Source organism: Paenibacillus sp. FSL R10-2788, assembly GCF_038003885.1.
In the GTDB taxonomy this organism is placed as follows: Bacteria; Bacillota; Bacilli; order Paenibacillales; family Paenibacillaceae; genus Paenibacillus_AQ; species Paenibacillus_AQ odorifer.
In genome coordinates, this window is sequence record NZ_JBBOQA010000001.1 from 980337 (window position 1) to 1002021 (window position 21685).

The 21685-nt window shown below is 45.5% G+C and carries 16 protein-coding genes; 9 read left to right on the forward strand and 7 right to left on the reverse strand.

Annotated features, from left to right (window positions below; translation table 11 throughout):
• Window positions 1–9: 9 nt before the first annotated feature.
• Complete coding sequence (locus tag NSQ50_RS04240; RefSeq protein ID WP_076224960.1) at window positions 10–897, reverse strand: helix-turn-helix transcriptional regulator; 888 nt, start codon at window positions 895–897, stop codon at window positions 10–12.
• A 73-nt stretch (window positions 898–970) separates the two neighbouring features.
• Window positions 971–1861, reverse strand: a complete 891-nt coding sequence (locus NSQ50_RS04245) for an AraC family transcriptional regulator (protein WP_036680763.1) — start codon at window positions 1859–1861, stop codon at window positions 971–973.
• A 127-nt stretch (window positions 1862–1988) separates the two neighbouring features.
• Here NSQ50_RS04245 and yicI point away from each other — a divergent pair, with 127 nt between their 5' ends.
• A complete protein-coding gene (gene yicI / locus NSQ50_RS04250; RefSeq protein WP_076141754.1) occupies window positions 1989–4310 on the forward strand; it encodes an alpha-xylosidase in 2322 nt (773 codons plus the stop codon).
• 124 nt (window positions 4311–4434) lie between these two features.
• Window positions 4435–5604 (forward strand): SGNH/GDSL hydrolase family protein, encoded by a 1170-nt coding sequence (locus tag NSQ50_RS04255; RefSeq protein WP_076099536.1) that lies wholly within the window; start codon window positions 4435–4437, stop codon window positions 5602–5604.
• On the opposite strand, the gene NSQ50_RS04260 is transcribed toward NSQ50_RS04255, so the two are convergent.
• A complete protein-coding gene (locus NSQ50_RS04260; RefSeq protein WP_076224961.1) occupies window positions 5605–7266 on the reverse strand; it encodes a response regulator transcription factor in 1662 nt (553 codons plus the stop codon). It abuts the gene before it with no gap.
• Window positions 7263–9083 (reverse strand): cache domain-containing sensor histidine kinase, encoded by a 1821-nt coding sequence (locus NSQ50_RS04265; RefSeq protein WP_076224962.1) that lies wholly within the window; start codon window positions 9081–9083, stop codon window positions 7263–7265. The genes NSQ50_RS04260 and NSQ50_RS04265 overlap by 4 nt, the downstream gene beginning before the upstream one ends.
• A 136-nt stretch (window positions 9084–9219) precedes the next feature.
• Here NSQ50_RS04265 and NSQ50_RS04270 point away from each other — a divergent pair, with 136 nt between their 5' ends.
• The 4 genes from NSQ50_RS04270 (at window position 9220) to NSQ50_RS04285 (ending at window position 14427) form a co-directional block, all read left to right on the forward strand.
• The gene (locus NSQ50_RS04270; RefSeq protein WP_036680772.1) at window positions 9220–10101 is read left to right on the forward strand and encodes a carbohydrate ABC transporter permease; all 882 of its coding nucleotides are present in this window, start codon (window positions 9220–9222) and stop codon (window positions 10099–10101) included.
• Complete coding sequence (locus NSQ50_RS04275) at window positions 10101–10934, forward strand: carbohydrate ABC transporter permease (RefSeq protein ID WP_036680774.1); 834 nt, start codon at window positions 10101–10103, stop codon at window positions 10932–10934. The genes NSQ50_RS04270 and NSQ50_RS04275 overlap by 1 nt, the downstream gene beginning before the upstream one ends.
• 61 nt (window positions 10935–10995) lie before the next feature.
• Window positions 10996–12297, forward strand: coding sequence for an ABC transporter substrate-binding protein (locus NSQ50_RS04280; RefSeq protein WP_094902687.1), 1302 nt, complete (start codon window positions 10996–10998; stop codon window positions 12295–12297).
• A gap of 138 nt (window positions 12298–12435) precedes the next feature.
• Window positions 12436–14427 (forward strand): beta-galactosidase, encoded by a 1992-nt coding sequence (locus tag NSQ50_RS04285; protein WP_076224963.1) that lies wholly within the window; start codon window positions 12436–12438, stop codon window positions 14425–14427.
• Between the two features lie 811 nt (window positions 14428–15238).
• Here the strand turns inward: NSQ50_RS04285 and NSQ50_RS04290 are convergent.
• The gene (locus NSQ50_RS04290) at window positions 15239–16072 is read right to left on the reverse strand and encodes an AraC family transcriptional regulator (RefSeq protein ID WP_256717109.1); all 834 of its coding nucleotides are present in this window, start codon (window positions 16070–16072) and stop codon (window positions 15239–15241) included.
• A 119-nt stretch (window positions 16073–16191) separates the two neighbouring features.
• Between NSQ50_RS04290 and NSQ50_RS04295 the strand changes: the two genes are divergently transcribed.
• On the forward strand, window positions 16192–18222 hold the full coding sequence (locus tag NSQ50_RS04295; protein WP_036680780.1) for a beta-galactosidase: 2031 nt from the start codon (window positions 16192–16194) through the stop codon (window positions 18220–18222).
• Window positions 18223–18322: 100 nt separating this feature from the next.
• Here the strand turns inward: NSQ50_RS04295 and NSQ50_RS04300 are convergent, their stop codons facing one another.
• Entirely contained in the window at window positions 18323–19006 is a 684-nt protein-coding gene (locus tag NSQ50_RS04300; protein WP_076105406.1) for a hypothetical protein, read from the reverse strand.
• A gap of 199 nt (window positions 19007–19205) precedes the next feature.
• Between NSQ50_RS04300 and NSQ50_RS04305 the strand changes: the two genes are divergently transcribed.
• A complete protein-coding gene (locus NSQ50_RS04305; protein WP_038568847.1) occupies window positions 19206–19763 on the forward strand; it encodes a DUF1273 domain-containing protein in 558 nt (185 codons plus the stop codon).
• Between the two features lie 102 nt (window positions 19764–19865).
• The gene (locus NSQ50_RS04310) at window positions 19866–20189 is read left to right on the forward strand and encodes a YciI family protein (RefSeq protein ID WP_052096790.1); all 324 of its coding nucleotides are present in this window, start codon (window positions 19866–19868) and stop codon (window positions 20187–20189) included.
• Window positions 20190–20195: 6 nt separating this feature from the next.
• Here the strand turns inward: NSQ50_RS04310 and NSQ50_RS04315 are convergent, their stop codons facing one another.
• Entirely contained in the window at window positions 20196–21653 is a 1458-nt protein-coding gene (locus tag NSQ50_RS04315; protein WP_076224964.1) for an amidase family protein, read from the reverse strand.
• Between the last annotated feature and the right edge of the window lie 32 nt (window positions 21654–21685).

The window sequence follows — 21685 nt, forward strand, 5'->3', positions numbered from 1 at the left end:
TTTTCATGTCTATTTTCCAGTGAATTTTTGTCGGAAGTGAGAGGGAGAGATGCCTTCTTTTTTGGAGAAGCAGGAAGAGTAGTAAGTAATATGATGGAAGCCAACCTCTTCAGCAATGCGGGCGATGGCCCAGGAAGTCTGAATTAACAGCCGCTTGGATTGTTCTAGACGATAGGACAGGAGATAGGCCATAGGGGTCACACCATATATTTTCAGCATGTTTTTGGCGAGATAGTTGGGATGATAGTTAAGTTCTTTTTGAAGTAAGGAGTTAGTTACATCACGAGTATAATTTTGCCGAATGAACAATTCAATCTTCTCGGCGAGATGAATGGCGGTTGCATCTGATGCCTCGGCGAGATCGCGGTCCAAGAATTGCAGAAACTGTTGAAAGGAGGCTTGGCGCTTCCAGTTGCGCATCGATTGGGGTTCTTGTTCCAGATGGAAAAAGAACTCTAATACCTCCATTGCCTTCTCTGAAATTTTCATATACTTCGGAATAAAAATCGAGCATACATCGCAGTGATTTAAATAAGCTTTTTGTTTATGGCTCTCGATGAGCTCGCTCTGATTTTCCAGACATTCGTTCATATCCTGACACTCGATCCAGCTGCCGAAAGTCTGAAAATGAATCCAGATGATTTCTGTTTCGATAGGACAGGGGGCAAAGCCATAGTGATGGGCATCTGGTCGAAGGATGAGGAATTCTCCTTCCTTTAGCTCCCAGTGCACCTCGTTCTCGGCGATAGGCAACGTACCCTTTTTAACAATGATTAGATCAAATACGCCGATGCAATTACGACTGATATGATAGTCTCCAGCATTGTAGTGAGCACGGCCACAGTCTATGAAATAAGGAATAGGCGGTGTGATAAAGCTAAGAATCGGTGAGTTCATCGCGAGCCTCCAAAAGGTTGTAATTCCTAAAAATCAGGTTGGAATCCATCGTTTTTGCATGAAGTAGATGAAACTAGCCCGCACCTTTCCTAAACTCCGAAGGCGAGCATTTCATCGCTTTGCGGAAAACCTTTATAAAATAGCTTACATTATCAAATCCGACCTCGAATGCGATGTCGGATATTTTTCTTTCACTTTGCTGCAGCAGATCGGCAGCCTGGCGAATCCGGTAAGAGTTGATGTAATCGACTGGCGTTTTACGAGTCATCATTTTGAAGAAGCGGCAGAATTGCCCCTCGCTCATGGGAATAAGCTCTGATAGATCACGGGTACGGATCGGTTCCTGATAGTTATCTTGGATATAAAGGATCACCTTTTTAAGGCGGTTAATCTTGGTAGTATCTGCATCATCCGATTGGCTGCGGTTCTCAAATCGGCCCTCTGCGGTAATCTTGGAAAGCATGATTAGCAAAGTTCCTTTCATAAAGGTCTCAAATCCGGGCATTTTATTAGCGTATGCCTCCATCATTTGCTTCAGATGATGAAGCAGCTCCTGCTGCCAAGGGATAGCGGGTGTAATATGTCTCGGAAAGCTTTGGCGTTTCTCTTGCAGTGGCAAAATCGCGTTTTGCTGGATCGTATCGTACTGGGCGCTAGCCAAAAGATCAGGCAGAAATACAAGCGCACAGAATTTGCAGGGGGTGTCTTCGTTCAGCACATAGGCGGCGTGTATATCGCCAGATTCGATAAATACCGCTTCTCCAGCTCGGAGTGGAAAATATTCTGTGTCTACTTGGAACAGAATTTCTCCTTCTAGTAGCATAAAGAACTCCGCTTCTTCATGCCAATGTGTATCAAGTACATGCGTTCCGGATGGAAGCTCGATCCAATAAGCTGCGAGTGGAAACATACTATCTCCATGAACTCTGTTTTCTTTTAGCAAACTCTGAGTTGTACGGTCCATATAAACGCCTCTTTTCTTAAAAAACATCAAAATAGTGTTATAAATGAGCTATATAGTATTAGTTTTGTTCATTTTTTATCGGTATAATGCAACTATAAACACCAAATTGAAAGGTGGCAAGTACACAATGAAATTTACTGATGGTCTCTGGCTGGTTCGTGATGGTATCACGATTAACGGCGCAGTTCAAAATTATGTTGTAGAAAAGACTCCCGAAGGATTAACAGCAATTACACAAACGACTCCAATCACAGGGCGCGCAGCAACGCTGAATTCAACCCTGCTTACTGTAAAATTCCATTCCCCGCTTCCAGGCGTGGTAGGCATTAAAATTATTCATCATGATGGTGTACAGGAACGTGGTCCGGTTTTCGAACTGACTAAAGGTACTGGCGATCATGTGAAGATTGAAGAAACGGATCTCGAAACCGTGCTGATCAGCGGCGGACTTCGTGTAGTGATTCGCAAAGGCGAACAATGGGCGGTGGATTTCTATCGCGGCGAAGAACGTATTACAGGCAGTGGCTTTAAATCCATGGCTTACATCACCGACCAAGACGGCAACACGTACATGCGTGATGAGCTAGATCTCGGCGTAGGCGAATTCGTATATGGTCTGGGCGAACGTTTTACAGCTTTCGTGAAAAATGGACAAACCGTAGATATCTGGAACAAAGACGGCGGTACTAGCTCCGAGCAAGCTTACAAAAACATTCCTTTCTATGTATCAAGCAAAGGTTATGGAGTATTCGTTAATCATCCGGAATTGGTTTCCTATGAAATCGCTTCAGAAAAAGTGAAAAAGGCCCAATTCAGCGTAGCTGGAGAAAGCTTGGAATACTTCGTGATCGATGGACCTACCATTAAAGACGTTATTAGCAACTATACTGCTCTTACAGGTAAACCAGCGCTTCCACCAGCATGGACTTTTGGCTTGTGGCTGACAACTTCGTTTACTACCAACTATGATGAAGAAACTGTAAATTCCTTCGTAGAAGGTATGGCAGAACGTGATCTGCCGCTGCATGTATTCCACTTTGACTGCTTCTGGATGCGTGAGTATCAATGGACTGATTTTGAATGGGATAAACGTGTATTCCCAGATCCAGAGGGCATGCTGAAACGCCTGAAGGAAAAAGGCCTGAAGATCTGCGTATGGATCAACTCCTATATTGGCCAACGTTCACGCTTGTTTGAAGAAGGCAAGAAAAACGGATACTTGATCAAAAAGCCTAACGGCGACGTTTATCAATGTGACCTGTGGCAAGCGGGTATGGGACTGGTGGATTTCACTAACCCTGCGGCTTGTGAATGGTATGCCGGCTACCTGCGTGATTTGGTAGATATGGGCGTAGACAGCTTTAAGACAGACTTCGGTGAGCGGATTCCTACAGATGTAGTTTATTTCGACGGATCTGATCCGATGAAAATGCACAACTACTACACTCAACTGTACAACAAAGTTGTATTTGAAGTATTGGAAGAGAAGCTTGGCAAGAATGAGGCAGCATTGTTCGCACGTTCTGCAACTGCTGGCGGCCAACAGTTCCCAGTTCACTGGGGCGGAGATTGCTACGCAGATTATGAATCCATGGCAGAAAGCCTTCGTGGCGGTTTGTCCCTAGGTTTGTCCGGTTTCGGTTTCTGGAGTCACGATATCGGTGGTTTCGAGAACACTGCTCCGGCACATGTATTCAAACGCTGGTTAGCTTTTGGACTGTTGTCCAGCCACAGCCGTCTGCACGGCAGCACTTCGTATCGTGTACCTTGGGCGTACGATGATGAAGCTTGTGATGTTACCCGCTTCTTCACGAAGCTTAAATGCAGCTTGATGCCTTACCTGTATGATGTGGCTGGCCAGGCTGCAGAGCATGGCTGGGCTTCTATGCGGGCGATGGTTATGGAATTCCCGGAAGATCCAACATGCGAAGTGCTCGATCGCCAATACATGCTGGGTGATTCCTTGCTCGTAGCGCCTATTTTCCAAGAAAACGGCGAAGTGAAATACTATCTGCCAGCGGGTCGCTGGACACACCTGCTATCTGGTGAAACTGTACAAGGCGGATCATGGCGCAAAGAGAAATATGATTTCTTCAGCTTGCCACTGTTCGTTCGTCAGAACTCCTTGCTGGCAATCGGCAGCATCGACAACAAACCGGATTATGACTTTGCGGATGGCGTGAAATTTGGCCTGTATTCACTTGAAGAAGGTACTACTACTTCTGCAACCGTACGTGATCTTAAAGGTGCTCCTGAATTGACTGTGAAGGCTGCCCGCAAAGGCAACAGCGTAACAGTTACTGCAGAAGGCAGCGGTAAAGAATTCTCGCTTTCCCTTAAAGATCTGGGAGCTATCGCTTCCGTAGAAGGTGCAGAGCAAGTAGATGAGACTACAGTGAAAGTAAACGCAGGTGCAAAATCCGTATCGTTTACCATTAGACTGAAATAAGATGATTTCTTAAAGCATATTGATATAGCCATAACCTCTCTTGTAGACTGGGTGAACGATCTATTCCCTGGTCTATAGGAGAGGTTTTAGTGTTACAATCTTAACTAATAACGGGGGAAACGTTATGAATACTAATTTAATTAAGGGAAGTGGAGTTTTGAATCAGACGGACTATACCTCTGCTACGGTTCTTTCAACCGCCGCTAATTTTATTATGAATAGGCAAGAACCTTTTACACATACCTTCCGGACTTATATTCGGTTACGGGAAAACGGCCCGTTGCAGCTAAAATTTTGGCATAGCAATGCAGTGGATTCCACTTGGGACCAAGGGCTTGAAGCTTCGGGTAGTGAACCTGGGGGCAGTTGGGTGATCGAATCGGCTTTTATCGCTGATGGAGGAACTGAGCCAAACGGAGCTATTATTGAGCATACACAACATGCTGTCACCTTTGAAGGCAATGTCTCCAAACCAGTAGCGGCCGGTGAATGCTTCTGGAGTGATGAGACAAGCATTAATCTACCCGATGGCCATTACTTAGCTTTTACATGGACGATTAAGACAACCGCTGCGGGCAAATCCATTCCTTTCAATGTAGAAGGCATGCTGGCAACCGCTTATGATGCGCCCGGAAATCTGGCTGCACAGGAATCAGCCGATGGATTTACAGAATCCGACAAGCTTCTGGTACTGCCAAGCTATATCGGGTATAAGAAAGCTGTGAATAAGAAGCTAGTATTTTTGGGAGATTCGATTACTCAAGGTGTGCGGACATTAAAGGACGGATACGAATATTGGGCAGCGAGAATTGCGGATGGTCTTGGTGCAGAGATTGGCGTATGGAATCTCGGCTCAGGCTGGGCTAGAGCGTATGATGTGGCTGCGGATGGCCCTTGGCTTCACAAAGCTAAACAGAGTGATGAACTGATGATTGTCCTCGGCGTAAATGATATTGATATTGGCTGCCGCTCTGCAGATGAGTTACTTGGTGATCTGACAACTATTATTGCTAAGATCAAAACAGCAAATGCTGATGCTAGTATTATTCTAAGTACGGTGCCGCCGTTTAATTTTCAGGAGGCAAGAGAAGAAACTTGGCGTAGAGTGAATCATGAAATCCTGACTAACCCACCCGCTGGAGTAGACCGTGTGTTTGATATAGCAAGCCTATTATCGTTGCCTGCACCAGACGATCACCGGATCAGACCGGAATATATGAGTGGACAAGACGACCCGCATCCGAACGGCATAGCCGGTAAGACGGTTGCGGACGCCTTTTTAAACTGGTATTGATCAACTCTTAAATGTGTCCCGGTAGTCCTTAGGTGAAGATCCGACCTGCTTCTTAAACACTTTGCTGAAATATTTAACATCATGAAAACCGACCATTTCGGAGATTTGGGCCAGCTTCAGACGAGGATTCTGCAATAGCAGCTTAGCTTTATCTATTCGGATATTAACAATAAAGTCGGAAAAGTTAATACCGTATTCCTGTTTGAATCGGCGGGAAATATATTCACGGCTAACAAAAAACTTTCCGGCCACTTCCTGTAAGGACAGGTCGGAAGCATAATTAAGCTCGATATATTTGACGATATCATGCATCGGATTACGTTCTTTAGCTTGTTTCAGGGCGATTACTTCGGCCAGCTCCTGCATTAGGGTATACGACCAGTCACGCCAAGCGAATAAGGAGAACGAGTAACCGTTCGTATAAGGAGCTGGGTGAAGCTGGTCGGCCTGTTCAAGCTCGGCCAGTGCACCTTCAGCTTCAGGGCCTAACATTTCCCGTACCAGCTGGGAACGAAATAGTAGAGCATCATTTTTCCATGAGTTTAGGATTTCTGGTGTCACAACTCCGCCTCGGCTAAGCTCATCCACCCAGTGCTGCGCAGCTGTTGATAATATCTCTGGACTTCCGCTGATGACTGCCATTTTCCAATCTTCCTTGACGTCAGCAAAGTTCGTTGTTGATACATTACCGCGAACCTCTGCTTTGGCGATCTCTTTACGATCTCTGAATTCTTCGGAGGAAGAGGAGAAATGGCAGTAATCCTCATGAATTAATAAGTTTCGGCGCTGTAATGCCTCTGCCACCTCTGCACGCTGATAAGGTAACTGCTTAGGTAAGTTGCCGATGCTGCTGATTCCAAAATGCATTCGGACCTGCAAGGTAGAGTAGATGCCATGATTGATTCTGCCTATTAGCTCGACCACAGAGGTCTGAATATCCCACAGAATAATTGCAATCTCCGGAGGACCTCCCCAATAACGAAAAGCAACACCCTTATGCGGACTGTGCAAAAATTCATTACAAATGTTGACGATAGCGTAGTTCATTAACTCGGTGTCTCCGCCAAAACGTTTAATCAACGGATTGTTACCCGCATCTGTCTGCACCAATATTAACCGAGCGGAATGGATGTTTTCCGGAATGATACCATCACTGCATAACCTCCGCAAAGATAAATCAGAATTGATCGGATCATCAATTAGTGCGGATAATAGCTTTTCCCCATAAATGGGCTTGAACTCATTAAGCTGAATACTCTGTTTCTGCCGCTCGCTTCGGTCATCTTCTTCTGAGCGCCAGGCTGCAACTGCTTTAGCTACCGCTACATTGATTGCCTCGGCTTCGATGGGCTTCAGGATATAATCAATCCCGCCATGCCGCACAGTCTGACGTACGAACTCAAAATCATTATGTCCGCTGACTACAATAAACTTAGTGTTGCCGGCGAATTCGTTCACCCAGGTCATTAACTCTATCCCATTACCTGATTCCATCATCATATCCATAATGACTAATGCTGGTTTAGCCTGCCGGATGATCTCGATGGCTTCATTTCCATTTCCGGCTTCCAGAACTTCATCTATTTGATGGGCGTCCCAGTCGACAAGCAGTCTGACTGCCTTTCTAACTCTTGCCTCGTCATCAACAATCAACGCCTTCATATCTTTTCACGCTCCGCTATAATTTCAATTTCCAATTTCACTACTACTCCACCCGCTCTAAGGTTATCAACAGTTAAAGTGGCACTATCTCCGCACACAAACTTGAGTCGAGCCAGAACGTTCGGCAGACCAATACCTGATCCTGTAGCTTCCTTGGTTTGCTCTGTATTTCTTAATAAATCTATATCTGTTCTAGTAGGATGCTGTAGCTTCTGCTTTAAAAGATCTAACTTCGCTGAAGGGATCGCATTTCCGTTATTTTGGATACAGATTTCCATCCGGTTGTCATCCACTCTTGCTGCGGTGATTTCAATGAATCCGTCACTGCGGGAAAGATTAAAGCCGTGTTTGAAATAATTTTCTACAATAGGCTGTAAAATCATTTTCGGCATAAACGTCTCTAAAAGTGATTCCTCCATATCGTAGCGGAAACTGAACTTATTTTCAAAACGTTCCTTTTGCAGTTCAATGTAGGCTTTGACATGATCCAGCTCATCCTTAACAGTTACGATCTTCTCCTCATTGTACATGCTGTAGCGCATCATTTTGGCTAGAGCTGAAAGAAGTGAGTAAATTTGGGGCACTTTAAGCTCTAAGGCCAGCGTGCCAATGATTTGCAACGTGTTATTCAGAAAATGCGGGTTGATTTGTGCTTGCAGAGCCCGCAGTTCATTGGTTTTATTGGACAATTCCAGCTTGTACTCCCTTAGGATCAGGTTGTTGATCGTGTCCATCATACTGCGGAATCGCTCGGTAACCACGCCAATCTCATCTTTGCCCATAGGTTGAATTTCAACATCAAGATTACCGGTCTGCACCTGATTCATGTAACGAGTCAACTGCTTGATAGGAGCCGTGATTCGAAAAGAGATCAGGGTCGTTAACGTGGCAATTGTAATCAAAAGTAGAACAAGGAGGATTATATTGATCGCTGCCGCCTCATTGGCTTCCCGGAAGAGATAGGACGTAGGAATCTGCTTCACGAGGGTCCAATTTAAACCTTGGGTTTCGATTCTCTGGTAAATAAACACAGCATCTTCCTCTTCAAAATACCCTTGGGAGCTTTGATTGGTAGCGATTTGCTTGTTGTACCAGGAGGCATGTAGACGCTTGCCGTATTCCTCACTGTTGCTTCCGTATACAATCTTGCCATCGCCATCCAGCAGCCAAATGTTTTCCTGTTTCTGATCATATAACTGACTGACGATGTCGGTAAGAGCCGTTAGCTTAACATCGATCGACAGGAAGCCGATTGGAGTGGTAGTTGGAATCCTTTCAATTCGTCTATGCAATGTGAACACAGGTTCCGGTATGAGTTGCGGGATAGGTGAAGTTAGGCCGTAGCTGTGACTTATATGTGTACTTTGTATAACCACAGGAGAACTGCTAGTGATGTCTGAGTCGGCATAGGGAGGAATACCCTGCCAACGTTTGGGTGTATTCTGGGTGAGCAAAGTGGCTTTTCTATCCTTGGCACCGTACAGATACACCTGGGATATATCTGGCATGGATGAAGAAATGTAATTTAGAGAAGAATAAATTCGTGTATTTGCTGCCATATCCTCATATCCCGCTTCGAGCAGTCTGTAGAAATCTGAATCTGAATAAACGATAAGGGAGAGACGATTGATCTCCTGAATCAGACTTTCGATGTTTCTATTGCCTTGAAAGAGGAGGTTCGTATTCTCGTCTACTGCCCTTGTTCTTAGGGATTGAGTGCTATAGTGATAGCTAATAAACATGGTGGCCATAATACAAATTAACGTTGGCAGTAGGATAAAAACGATCAATTTTGTGCGAATCGTGTTCCATTTCATCGAAATTTGTCACATCCGATCAATATTTTACACCTGAAAGATCACTTTAGTAGGTGTGAGGTACCCTGAAAAAAACAGATAATATGTGTATAAAGCATAAACAAGTAAGTGAGCAAAAGAAAGGGGGGGGCAATAAATGCGCGGCACTAAGTTGTCCCAGTTAGGTCAACAGCTTTTTTTCGTTGGTCCGGCAGTTTTGTTTTTTACCTTAATAACGATTATCCCATTTTTGATGGGGATGTATTACTCTTTCACAGATTGGAACGGTGTATCCGGTAATGTAAGTTGGGTCGGATTTCAAAACTTTTCCACTATTTTCTCAAATGACCCTGACTTCTGGTCTTCCTTTTGGTTTACGGTAAGATTTACGGTGTTAGGTGTGATTTTGACTAACGTGGTAGGCTTCTTCTTGGCTTATCTGTTAACTAAACCTTTAAAGACACGTAACATGCTTCGGACCATTTTCTTTATGCCGAACGTGATCGGGGGATTGTTGCTTGGTTTCATCTGGCAATTTATCTTCATCAAAGGGTTCGCCACTATGGGCGACCTTACAGGATGGTCCTTCTTTAATCTTCCTTGGCTCGGTGATGCCACAACAGGATTCTGGGCGATTGTAATGGTCTTTGTTTGGCAGTCTTCCGGTTATCTAATGGTTATCTACATTGCCTCGTTGAGTAACGTATCTAAAGAAGTACTAGAAGCGGCTGATATTGATGGGGCTTCCCGTTGGCAGGTGCTACGCAATATCGTAGTTCCACTAATTATGCCTGCTGTAACTATCGGATTATTCTTGGCCATTTCCTGGTCATTCAAAATGTTTGACCTTAACTTGTCCTTGACGAAGGGCGGACCGTTCAAATCGACAGAATCCGTTGCTATGAATATTTACAATGAAGCCTTCCTGAACAATCGTTACGGGCTGGGTACTGCAAAAGCGCTGCTGTTCTTTGTAATTGTAGCCATCATTACTCTGATTCAGGTCCGTATCACGAAGAGCAAGGAGGTTGAAGCGTAATGAAACCTACAGAAAAAAAGAGATGGAATATTGGCACGGAAGTGATAATGATCCTCCTGGCCCTGCTCTTTCTCTCTCCATTCTATTTCTTGCTCGCAAACTCGGTGAAATCCTTCGGTGAAATTCTGAGTGATGCGGCAAGCTGGCCAAAAGTATTTATGTGGTCGAACTATTCAACCGCTTGGAAATTAGCCCGTTTCGGTGAAGCTTTCCGAAACTCGGTTATTATCACAGTTATCAGTGTTATTCTAATCTCTCTGTTCAGTGCGATGGCATCCTATCGTATGGTTCGGGCGAATACGAAATTCAATCAGTTCTTGCTGCTTATATTTGTAGCGGCAATGGTAGTTCCGTTTCAAACGATCATGATTCCAATTCTGAAGGTCGTAAATGTTATTGGAGTAAACAACTCTTTCCTTGGTTTGATTATCACGAATCTAGGGATCAGTGTTCCGATGGCGATCTTCCTGTTCCACGGCTTTATCAAGTCCGTTCCTCTTGAAATTGAAGAGGCGGCTACAGTAGATGGATGTAATCCTATTACCGTGTTCTTCCGTATTGTGCTTCCTTTGCTGAAGCCAATGGTGATGACAACAATCGTGCTAAACGCACTTGGAATATGGAATGACTATCTGTTGCCATCCTTGATTCTTCAGGCACCAGAGCTTCGGACCATTCCACTGGCGACTTTCTCCTTCTTTGGTCAATACACCAAACAATGGGATATGGCACTTCCGGCTCTCGTAATCGGGGTCGCACCAATTATCATTTTCTACCTGTTTATGCAACGTTACATTGTTGAGGGAATAGCGGCTGGCTCGGTGAAAGGTTAACACCGAGCCCTCCGTTCCAAATATTTTTTAAGCAGTCCACTATTTTAAGGGGGAATATATAATGAAGAAGAAACACTCCGCAGTTGCTCTATCAGCAGTAATGGCAATGAGTTTAGCTCTAACAGCATGTGGTGGTAATAATAACGCTTCTAGTAACTCACAAAATGGAAGCGCTGGCACAAATTCAGGTGAAGTGAAGACCGTAAAGATCTTCCAATTCAAAACTGAAATCGTAGAAGGCCTCAATGAGCTTAAGGTTGAATTCGAAAAAGAATACCCTAACATCAAGCTGGATATCCAAACAGTTGGTGGTGGTGCGGACTACGCAGCAGCATTGAAAACTAAATTCGCTTCCGGCGATGCGCCTGATATTTTCTCCAATGGTGGATATGCAGAAATGGAACTTTGGGGAGACAAGATGGAAGATCTGTCCGACCAACCTTGGGTAAAAGATCTGATTCCTATGGCTGCAGAGCCTATGACTAAAGATGGCAAAGTATATGGTATGGCAATGAACCTTGAGGGTATCGGTATTGTGTATAACAAGGACTTGTTCGCTAAAGCGGGAATCACTGAAACTCCAAAAACATTGTCACAGCTTGAAGAAGCAGCTAAAAAGCTGCAAGCTATCGACGTAACTCCTTTTGGTAATGCATATCAGGAATGGTGGCTGCTGGGTAACCAAGGGATCAGTGTAGCCTTTGCACAACAAGATAATGTAGATGAATTCATCAAAGGTTTGAATGAAGGAACTGGTACAATTGTAGGAAATAAAACGTTTGAAGAGTGGAGCAAGTATCTCAAACTGACTTTACAATACGGTCAAAAGAATCCTTTGACCACAGATGCTAACACCCACCTGGCAATGTTCGCAAAAGGCGAAACTGCAATGATGCAAGAAGGTAACTGGGCACAAACTCTTGTTGATAACATCACTCCTGATATGAACATTGGTATGTTCCCTATGCCAATCAATGAAGATGCTGAGAAGAATGACAAAATGACTGTTGGTATCCCTGCGAACCTTGTAGTCAACAAAGAATCCGGTTCTAAAGAAGAAGCAAAAACTTTCTTGAACTGGTTGGTAACTTCCGATATGGGTAAAGAGTACATCGTTAAAAAATGGAAATTCATCCCTGCTTTGTCCACAATCGAAGCAACACCTGAAGACATCGGTATGCTTGGAGCAGACGTATGGAACTATGTAAAAGAAAACAAAGTTTATGGCCTGCAATCCTCCAAATTCCCTGATGGTGTAACGCAAGAATTTGCCAGCGTGATCCAACAGTTCATCGCTGACAAGGTTGACGTTAACGGCTGGATGACTGGTATGCAAGCTGCATGGGACAAGCTTAAAAAATAAGTAAAGCACATTTATAGAGAAGATTTAATGGATATTAGTGGTTAACAGAAGCGCTCTCCGTATACCTCATCAATTTGAGACGGGGAGCGCTTTTTTTGGGAAACAGGGCTGAATATCAAGGGATGGGGAGAAGCGCCAATGAAACGATATGATCATGTTCAGATGGGTGTGGACTATTACCCGGAGCATTGGGATGAATCCATGTGGGAACCAGATATCAAGTTGATGAAAGAAACAGGTGTTAAAGTAGTCCGGGTTGCTGAGTTCGCATGGAGTCGACTGGAGCCAACTGAGGGGAATTACCAGTTCGAGTGGCTGGACCGCGCGCTGAACCTTTTTCATCAATATGATCTGCAGGTTGTGATGGGTACGCCAACAGCTACACCGCCAAGATGGTTAACGACGAAATTTCCGGATGTGCTTCCGGTGTTTGCTAATGGAGAGACCTTTCACCCGGGGGTACGTGGACACCGCTGCTATAACAGCACATCACTGCGTGAGTATGGCAGCCGTATTATTCTGCGTCTTGCCGAGCGTTACAGTGAACACCCGGCTGTCATAGGCTGGCAGACTGATAATGAATTTGGCATGTTGGATTGTCATTGTGACGCTTGTAATACTGCTTTTCGAGCATGGGTACAAGCTAAATACGGAACACTGGATGAGGTCAATGCAGAATGGGGAACCGTAGTTTGGAGCGGGGAGTACAGCGATTGGAATGAGCTTACCGTGCCGCTGGGCGGATCACCTCATCAGAATCCATCTTTTCTGCTGGATTTTCAGCGGTTTCAGTGGGATTCGGTGGTAGCGTTTCAGACGGCGCAGATCAATATTTTGCGTATGATTTGTCCAGAGCATTTCATAACCCATAACTTTCACAGCTATCCGCAGCGTCTCGATATGTACGCAGTGGGTGCAGATCTGGATGTGGCTGCGTTTGATTATTATCCGAATACTTCGCCAACCAAACAAGAGACGACGCCTTATAGCGGAGCGCTTTCATTGGACGTAACCCGTGGCATTAAACGTCAAAACTTCTGGATTATGGAGCAGCTGAGTGGATCGCCGGGTTGTTGGATGCCGATGTGGCGAACCCCTTATCCAGGACTGATTCGTGCCTATGCATGGCAGGCGATTGCTAGAGGTGCGGATACGGTTGTTCATTTTCGCTGGAGAAGTGCAATTTCAGGAGCAGAACAATTCTGGCACGGGCTGATTGACCACAGCAATGTTCCGGGACGCAGATTAGCGGAGTTCACGCAGCTATGTCATGAGGTTAATAGGCTGAGCGACAAGCTCCAAGGAACGATGCTGAAAAACGAAGTGGCTATCCTCCATTCCCATGAAGAGAAGGCCGCACTGGATATTCAGCCGCAGGCAGAGGGCTTTGATTATTATGAGAACATTAAGCAGATTCACCGGGCGGTAACCAAGCTTGGCATCGGCTGCGATGTTATCGACCTCAGACAACCGCTTGATGGATATAAAGTAGTGATCGCTCCGAATTTATATTTGCTGGATGAGGAGATCGTACGTAATCTGGAGGATTTTGCCCTCGCTGGCGGGACCTTGCTGATCACCAACCGTAGTGGTGTCAAAAATATAAACAACATCGCAGTCATGCAACCGCTGCCCGGGCAGCTGAGCTACTGTACCGGCGTTGAAGTGCTGGAGTATGATCCGATTGGCGCTGAAACACATGCCATCATGGATGCGGAGGGTAACCAATACGAATGTACGCAGTGGTGCGACATCCTCCGGCCGGTAGTGGCCCAGCCGATTGCTTGGTATGGTGATGATTTCTATCGCGGCACACCCGCTGTAACTGTTAATTCCTTCGGTAAAGGTCAGGTTTATTACTTCGGAACTCATGCGGAAGAGAAGTACTGGTCAGTTCTATTAGAGAACCTGGCTAAGGAAAAAGGGTTGTTACGCTTTGAAGGATTGCCAAACGGAGTACAAGCCTCCGTGCGGACTGGAGATCAGGGAAGCTTCTTGTTCCTGCTTAACCTGAGCCGCGAGTTGGTGATCGTTCCGTTGCCACGAGAATACAGCAGCCTGCTGGATAATAAGATTCGATCGGGAGAGCTCCAGCTCGAGCCGTATGGCGTAGAGGTGCTGGAGATTTGAGTGGTTTTGAGTAAAGAGGTATTGAAGTGGGTTTGGGAGTGTGGCAGGAGAGAGGAAAGTGGAGTGAGGGATGTGTGGAGTAAGGTGAAGTGAGGTTGGTGAAGATGGAGCGAGGGATGTGTGGAGTAAGGGAAGAGCGGTGTAGGGGAATGTGTGGAGTAGGAATAGTGAAGTAAGTGGAAGTGTGGAGTAAAAAATGAGTGGAGTAGGGCATGCAGAAACTTTAACAGAAGCACAACAGAAAATAGTTGCACTTCGTACACTTATTTGAAGTGTTGGAGTGTTTAATTGGTTTTAGTTGCACTTTGTGCAGCTAAAAATCGGCTTATCCCGCTGCAAGGCCATTTTCCGAGAATATAGTTGCACAGAATACACTTATATGGATAATTTCTGCCGTGCAGGCTATTTTAAGTGTACAAAGTGCAATTATTTCGTTTGACTTACTCATACTGAACTGAAGAGAGCTGCACAATGGACTCCATCATGATCAGATTTCCACATGGACTCCAACATGATCAGATTTCCACATGGGCTCCAACATGATCAGATTTCCGCATGGGCTCCAACATGATCAGATTTCCGCATGGACTCCATCATGATCAGATTTCCACATAGACTCCTATCATGTACAGATCTACACGATCCAGCACAGAGGTGCCGCACACTCGCAGCCAAATGAACCCAGCCAACGTACCGTACCGCACTTCACCGTACCGCCCATTTCTACACAATAGTAGCGCATACCATACTCTTACTACGTTCTAGCCGCATATTCTCAGCGAGCAATTTTTCCACAGTGGGCGGGACATTTTTAATGCAGGCGTCTAAATTGCTCCGGCGTAGTCCCGGATTGCTTGCGAAATGTGGCTACATAGTGGCTGACATCGCGGAAGCCGACTAGCTGGGAGATAGCTTTTACCGTAAGATCGGGTTGGCTTACGAGCATTTCTTTGCTTTTGCGGATGCGTAAACGTACGAAGTAGGCATAAGGCGAGAGTCCGAAAGTTTGGACGAATAGGTTGTTAAGATAGCGCCCAGATACCCCTAGTTCATCGGCTAGATCGTTCAGTCCGAGATCAGGATCGCCATAATGGCTGTCCATCCATTTTAGCAGTGGCTGCAGCTTATCTACATTGCGGGAAATCGCCGTATTGTTATGAAGCTGGCCATATTTACTCAAAGTAAGCAAAAAACGATAAGCATCTGTGGAGGCGCCGAGACCAAACATATCCTGGTAGGCATCATGACGATCCAGCATTTCCTTCAGCAGATTGGGGAGAGGCGCTTCATTTTCCCAACGGTAAAAAGAATTACTATTCATCCCAAGCGTCTCCAAAATAGATTGTACCGAATCGCCACCGAACGTTAGATAATAGGTGCCCCAGTTTTTGGTGGAAGCCTCATAACGATGGGGTGTATAAGGAAGTAGTAATACGCCGCTGCCTTCGGGCAGGGAAAAGGTTTTATTATCAAAATGGATGATCCCTTCACCTTCTGAGGTCTGAAGCCAATGATACGTGTCATAGCCATCGGGGCGGGATACTTTTTCCTGATCATGATTGTGCCCCATACTGTCTAAAGTGATTGGCAAGTGCTGTCCACCTTCATGGACGAATACGATCCTGCGATGCATGATTTCGGACAATGTTATCCTCTCCTGTTAGTTCTATATTCTTATATGTATGAGATATTATTTTATATTTAAAGGGCAACCTTAACCATTTACAATAGATATATAATTATACTATAAAGGGTGTGCGAAGTGTGATTAACGATAAATTACCTAAAATTTGGTACGGTGGAGATTACAATCCGGAGCAATGGGATGCGCCTGTATGGGCTGAGGATGAACGGATGTTCAAGCTGGCGGGAATTGATGTTGCCACAATTAATGTGTTTTCCTGGGCTTTAATCCAACCTTCCGAAGATACTTATGATTTCTCCTCATTGGATGAATTAATGGATAGACTATATAAAAATGGAACTTATGTATGTCTAGCTACAGGAACAGGAGCGCATCCAGCTTGGATGGCTCACCGATATCCTGAAGTGACACGTGTCGATGTCCAGGGCAGAAAACGTAAGTTCGGTGGACGTCATAACTCCAATCCGAACAGTTCAGTTTACCGCAAGTATGCAGCGAAGCTGGCTGGTAAGCTGGCAGAACGCTACAAGGATCATCCGGCACTGGTAGCTTGGCATATTTCTAATGAATATGGTGGCTATGATTATTCCGAACAGTCCGCTGCTGCCTTCCGTGTCTGGTTGAAGGAGCGTTATGGTTCGCTGGATGCTTTGAACAAGGCTTGGAATACACGCTTTTGGGGACATACGTTTTATGATTGGGAAGAAATTGTGGTGCCAAATGAGCTGAGTGAAGAATGGAACGGTAACCGTACCAACTTCCAAGGGATCTCGTTGGACTATCGCCGTTTTATGTCTTATAGCTTGCTCGAATGTTACAAAATCGAATATGAAGCGATCAAAGAACACAGCACCAACGTACCAGTTACAACGAACCTGATGGGCTTTTATCCGGAGCTGGATTATTTTGAGTGGGCCAAGCATATGGATGTAATTTCTTGGGACAACTATCCTTCACTGGACACACCGGTCAGCTTTACAGCAATGACACATGATCTTATGCGTGGATTAAAAAATGGCCAACCGTTCATGCTGATGGAGCAAACACCGAGCCAGCAGAACTGGCAACCGTACAACTCTTTGAAACGTCCGGGCGTTATGCGCCTATGGAGTTACCAGGCTGTAGCGCGTGGTGCAGATACTGTGTTGTTCTTCCAGCTGCGTCGTTCGATAGGGGCTTGTGAAAAGTATCATGGAGCGGTAATTGAGCATGTGGGTCATGAACACACACGGGTATTCCGTGAATGTGCTGAGCTGGGCAAAGAGCTGGAGCAGCTTGGAGATCAATTACTGGATGCGCGCAGTGCAGCTAAAGTAGGGATCATCTACGATTGGGAAAATCGTTGGGCACTTGATCTATCAAGCGGTCCGTCGGTTGCCTTGGATTACGTGAATGAAGTCCACAAATATTATGATGCGCTGTATCAGCAAAATATCGAAGCCGACATGATCGGGGTCGAAGAGAACCTGTCCAAGTATGAAATTGTTATCGCACCCGTAATGTACATGGTCAAGCCAGGTTTTGCAGAGAAGGTTGAAGCCTTTGTAAAAGCGGGCGGCACATTCATTACGACTTATTTCAGCGGTATTGTTAATGAGAACGACCTTGTAACGGTTGGAGGTTATCCAGGCGAGTTGCGTAAAGTACTTGGAATTTGGGCAGAGGAAATCGATGCATTACTGCCAGGTATGAGCAATGAGCTCGTGCTGGATAAAACGTGGGGTAGCTTGAGTGGTTCTTATAAATGTGATCTGCTCTGCGATCTGATCCATGCCGAAGGGGCAGAAGTTTTGGCAGAGTACGGTTCTGATTTCTATAAAGGAATGCCTGCACTGACTGTGAATAAATTTGGCGAAGGTAAAGCTTATTATGTGGCGACTAGCCCAGAAGCTGGATTCCTGCAAGGTTTCCTAGCGAATCTGTGTGCCGAAAAGAACATTCAGCCGCTGGTAACTGCACCGGAAGGTATCGAATCTGTTCAACGTGTGAAGGATGGCGTATCTTACCTGTTCTTGCTGAACCACACCGCTGGTGATTTAAGCGCCGATATTGGGGCGGCTGAGCGTACTGATCTACTGACAGGTAATGTAATTAGCGGTTCAGCTGTTGTGCCGGGTCGCGGAGTATTGATTTTGTCGGATAAAAAATAGTTGAGTCTCGTCTAACCTATATAAATTTGAAATCCCCACTACAAAACGCTTTTATGAAGCTGATCGTAGGTGGGGATTTTTTCTGTTATCTTTTGGTGTTTCAGTCGCTGCTCATTTTGCCTTCAGCCGTACCCATTGGGTTTCCGCTGCTTAAAGTAATGCTCTCCGCCAAAGTGGAATCGGATTTCAGCGTATATTGGATAATGTCATCAGCTTTCAGGTCAGCTAAGCTGATCGTGTTCTCCTGACGTGTGCCATTGTCGGAGGTCACCGTTACAATTTTGGTATCAGCATCAATTGTAATATCTGTGGTTTGCTCGGAGAAGGTTTGCTGCATCCCACCGCCCTGTGGTCCACCACCTTGTCCACCGCCGTCAGGGCCACCTCCTTCCGGCATTCCCCCCTCTGGAGGTGTACCGTTTTCTGAGCCTTGATCACCTTCGGATCTTTCCGGTGGAGTACCGGCCTGACCATTTTGCATATCGGCTCCAGCCGTACCTCCAGTGCCTTGTGCAGGCGGGGAAGGCATTTCTGACGTATAGATTGTAATCGTGTTGTCGCTAATACTCTTAATCTTGCCGAAATTCATGGACATGTCGGGTCTGCCGTTTTGTTGATTGTCGTTTCCTTGAGATTGCTGTGCATCAGTGTTATCTGCGGGTGCCGTCTTCGCTTGGTTATTGGCAACTGCTGTTCCTTCGGCCTCCGAATTCGTGCTGCAGCCAGCCAATAGTAGAGAAGCGAGTAGACTTCCTGAGATCATAATCGGTATTAATTTCTTCATTTATTTTCTCTCCTTAATAGTTTTAGATTGATTAGGAGAAATATATCAGACGGTTCTGAAAGGTTGCTTAAGATCAGCTGAAAGTTTGCCTAAAGAAATAGATCAAGGAAATGCTATATAATAATCATATAAGTGGGATAAAACTCTACAAAGGTAAGTCATGGTAAGACATAACCAACGTTCAGGAAAGAGGCAGTACATGAAGAATTTACTCGTAACAGGCTACCGTGCGCATGAGCTCGGTATTTTTGACAATAAACATCCGGGAATTCCTTATATCAAAAAGGCGCTGTCTAACAGATTAAAGCCGCTAATTGAAGAAGGCGTCGAATGGATTATTACCCCTGGCCAGTATGGTGTCGATCTTTGGGCTTGTGAGGTGGTAAGTGAACTCAAGACTCAATATCCTGAATTGAAATTAGGGATCATTACGGCGCATACTGGACAGGAAGAGAAGTGGAAGGAAGAGAAGCAGGAGGAATACCGACGTATTATTGCGGGTGCGGACTTTTGCAGGGCGGTCAGTAATGCCCCTTATGACGGCAGCTGGCAGTTCCGGGCCAGAGATGACTTGTTGTTCCGCAAAAGTGACGGGATATTGCTCTTTTATGATGAGGATGCGGCGGAAGGCAGCCCGAAGTTTTTTAAAGAACGAGCGCTGAAGCTGCATGCAGAGGGGGACTACGAGCTGTTTCTTATTCATTCTGATGAGATTCAAAATATTGCCGATGAAGAAAATCAGCGAGATTATGAATAAAGCTACGAACGAAGACATCGCGAAATAAAAAAGCCCGAATCGGCATTGGGAAATCACCGTTACGGGCTTTAGTTTCTATTTGAACGAGAGGTGGAGAATAGGATGAGTGAGGTCAATCAAGCAGATATTTGTTATGTTATTTTGCTTAGCCCGACGAATCAAGACCGTAGAGACATGGAGATTATTCGTGGTCATGTTAAGCATTTACAAGAGCTGGACCGTAAAGGACAATTAGTGCTGTGTGGTCCATTTAGTGATTGTCCTGGCGGCATGGTTATTGTAAAAGCGAACTCACGCGAAGAAGCCGTTCTCCTTGCCGAAAAAGATCCTTACGTGCTGTCTGGCATTCGTAGCTATGAAGTGCGTACATGGAGTCTGTCCCATGAGGGAAACAGGCATTTAGGTATTGTTCCACTCCAGGAATAGGTTTAATCAAATGAAGCTTTTTAGCGAAGGTGCTTTTCGCACCTTGTAATGCTGCTCATAAGCATAGGCTAGCTTGATAAGCGTGGGCTCCTGATAAGCTTTTGCTGAGAAGGTTACACCAAAGGGAGCACCGGCCGACGTGTACCCAGAAGGAACGACGAGGGACGGATATCCTGCTCTGGAAGTAATTCTGGCGCCAAAATCGGCAGGGAACAGCAGGGCATCCAGATTGTATTCTTTCATAGTGGCATCGATGCCTTCTTCCTTGCACAGCTTCAGGTCAGTCGCACGATGGCGTAAATATTGAGCTTCGCTTTGTGTGCCGGAGGAGGTATATTCCGCATCTATTAACGTAGCTTGACCAAATCTCAAAGTCTCCACAGGGTGTGCATGATTAAAATCAATAATATCCTTCAAGGTTCGCATAGGTGCTCCGGGGCTCAAATGAGATAAATAAGCATTCAGTGCTGTTTTGAATTCGTTTAATACCACCGAAGAGTAACTAATTTCGCGGGCGGTTTTAATATCCGCGGGATCAATGATGGTTGCTCCAAGCTCTCTCATCCTGTTGACGGAAGCGTTGAACAAGGCAAGCTGCTCATCTGTTAGCTCCTCAAAATAATAATCACGTGGTATCCCAATTCTAGCTCCCTGCAAACCATTCGGATCAAGGAATACAGTATAATCCCCGTGGACTTTACCTGTATTTGTTCCCATCGCTGCATCGTGCTGATCATTGCCCAGCATGGCGTTTAGTAGCAACACGGCATCATGAACGGTTCTAGCCATAGGCCCTGCGGTGTCTTGTGTATTGGAGAGCGGCAGGATTCCTGAACGGCTGAGCAGCCCCACGGTTGGCTTAATGCCGATGATGGAGCCCAAATTACCGGGATTAAGAATCGATCCTGAAGTTTCTGTGCCAACAGAGACCGTACAGAAATTACAAGCGACAGCTACTGCTGAACCCGCACTAGAGCCGCCGGTTGGCGTAGAAATATTGTAGGGGTTAAGGACTTGCCCGCCGCGGGAGCTGTAACCGGAGGGCATGCCGTTCGTCATAAAATTGGCGAATTCGGTCATATTGGCTTTACCCATAATAATGGCTCCGGCTTCACGCAGCTTGGTAACTATAAACGCATCTTCCCCGGCAAAAGAATTCGCCAAAGCCAGCGAACCCGCACTTGTATGCATTTTGTCCCCAGTATTGATGTTATCTTTCAACAACACAGGTATCCCGTGCAGCGGGCCGCGAGGGCCATTAATTGCCCGTTCCACATCCAGAGATTCTGCGATAAACAACGCATCAGGATTAATCTCCAGTACAGAGTTAATCGTCAGGCCGTTTTTGTCGTGATCAGCAATACGTTCATAATACATGAGAACTAGTTGTTTTGACGTAATTTCTCCGGCTTCTAATGCAGCTTGGATGTCCGGTATGGTGGCCTCTACGATTTCAAAACTCATATGCGTTCACGCTTCTTTCCCTCTAGGATATG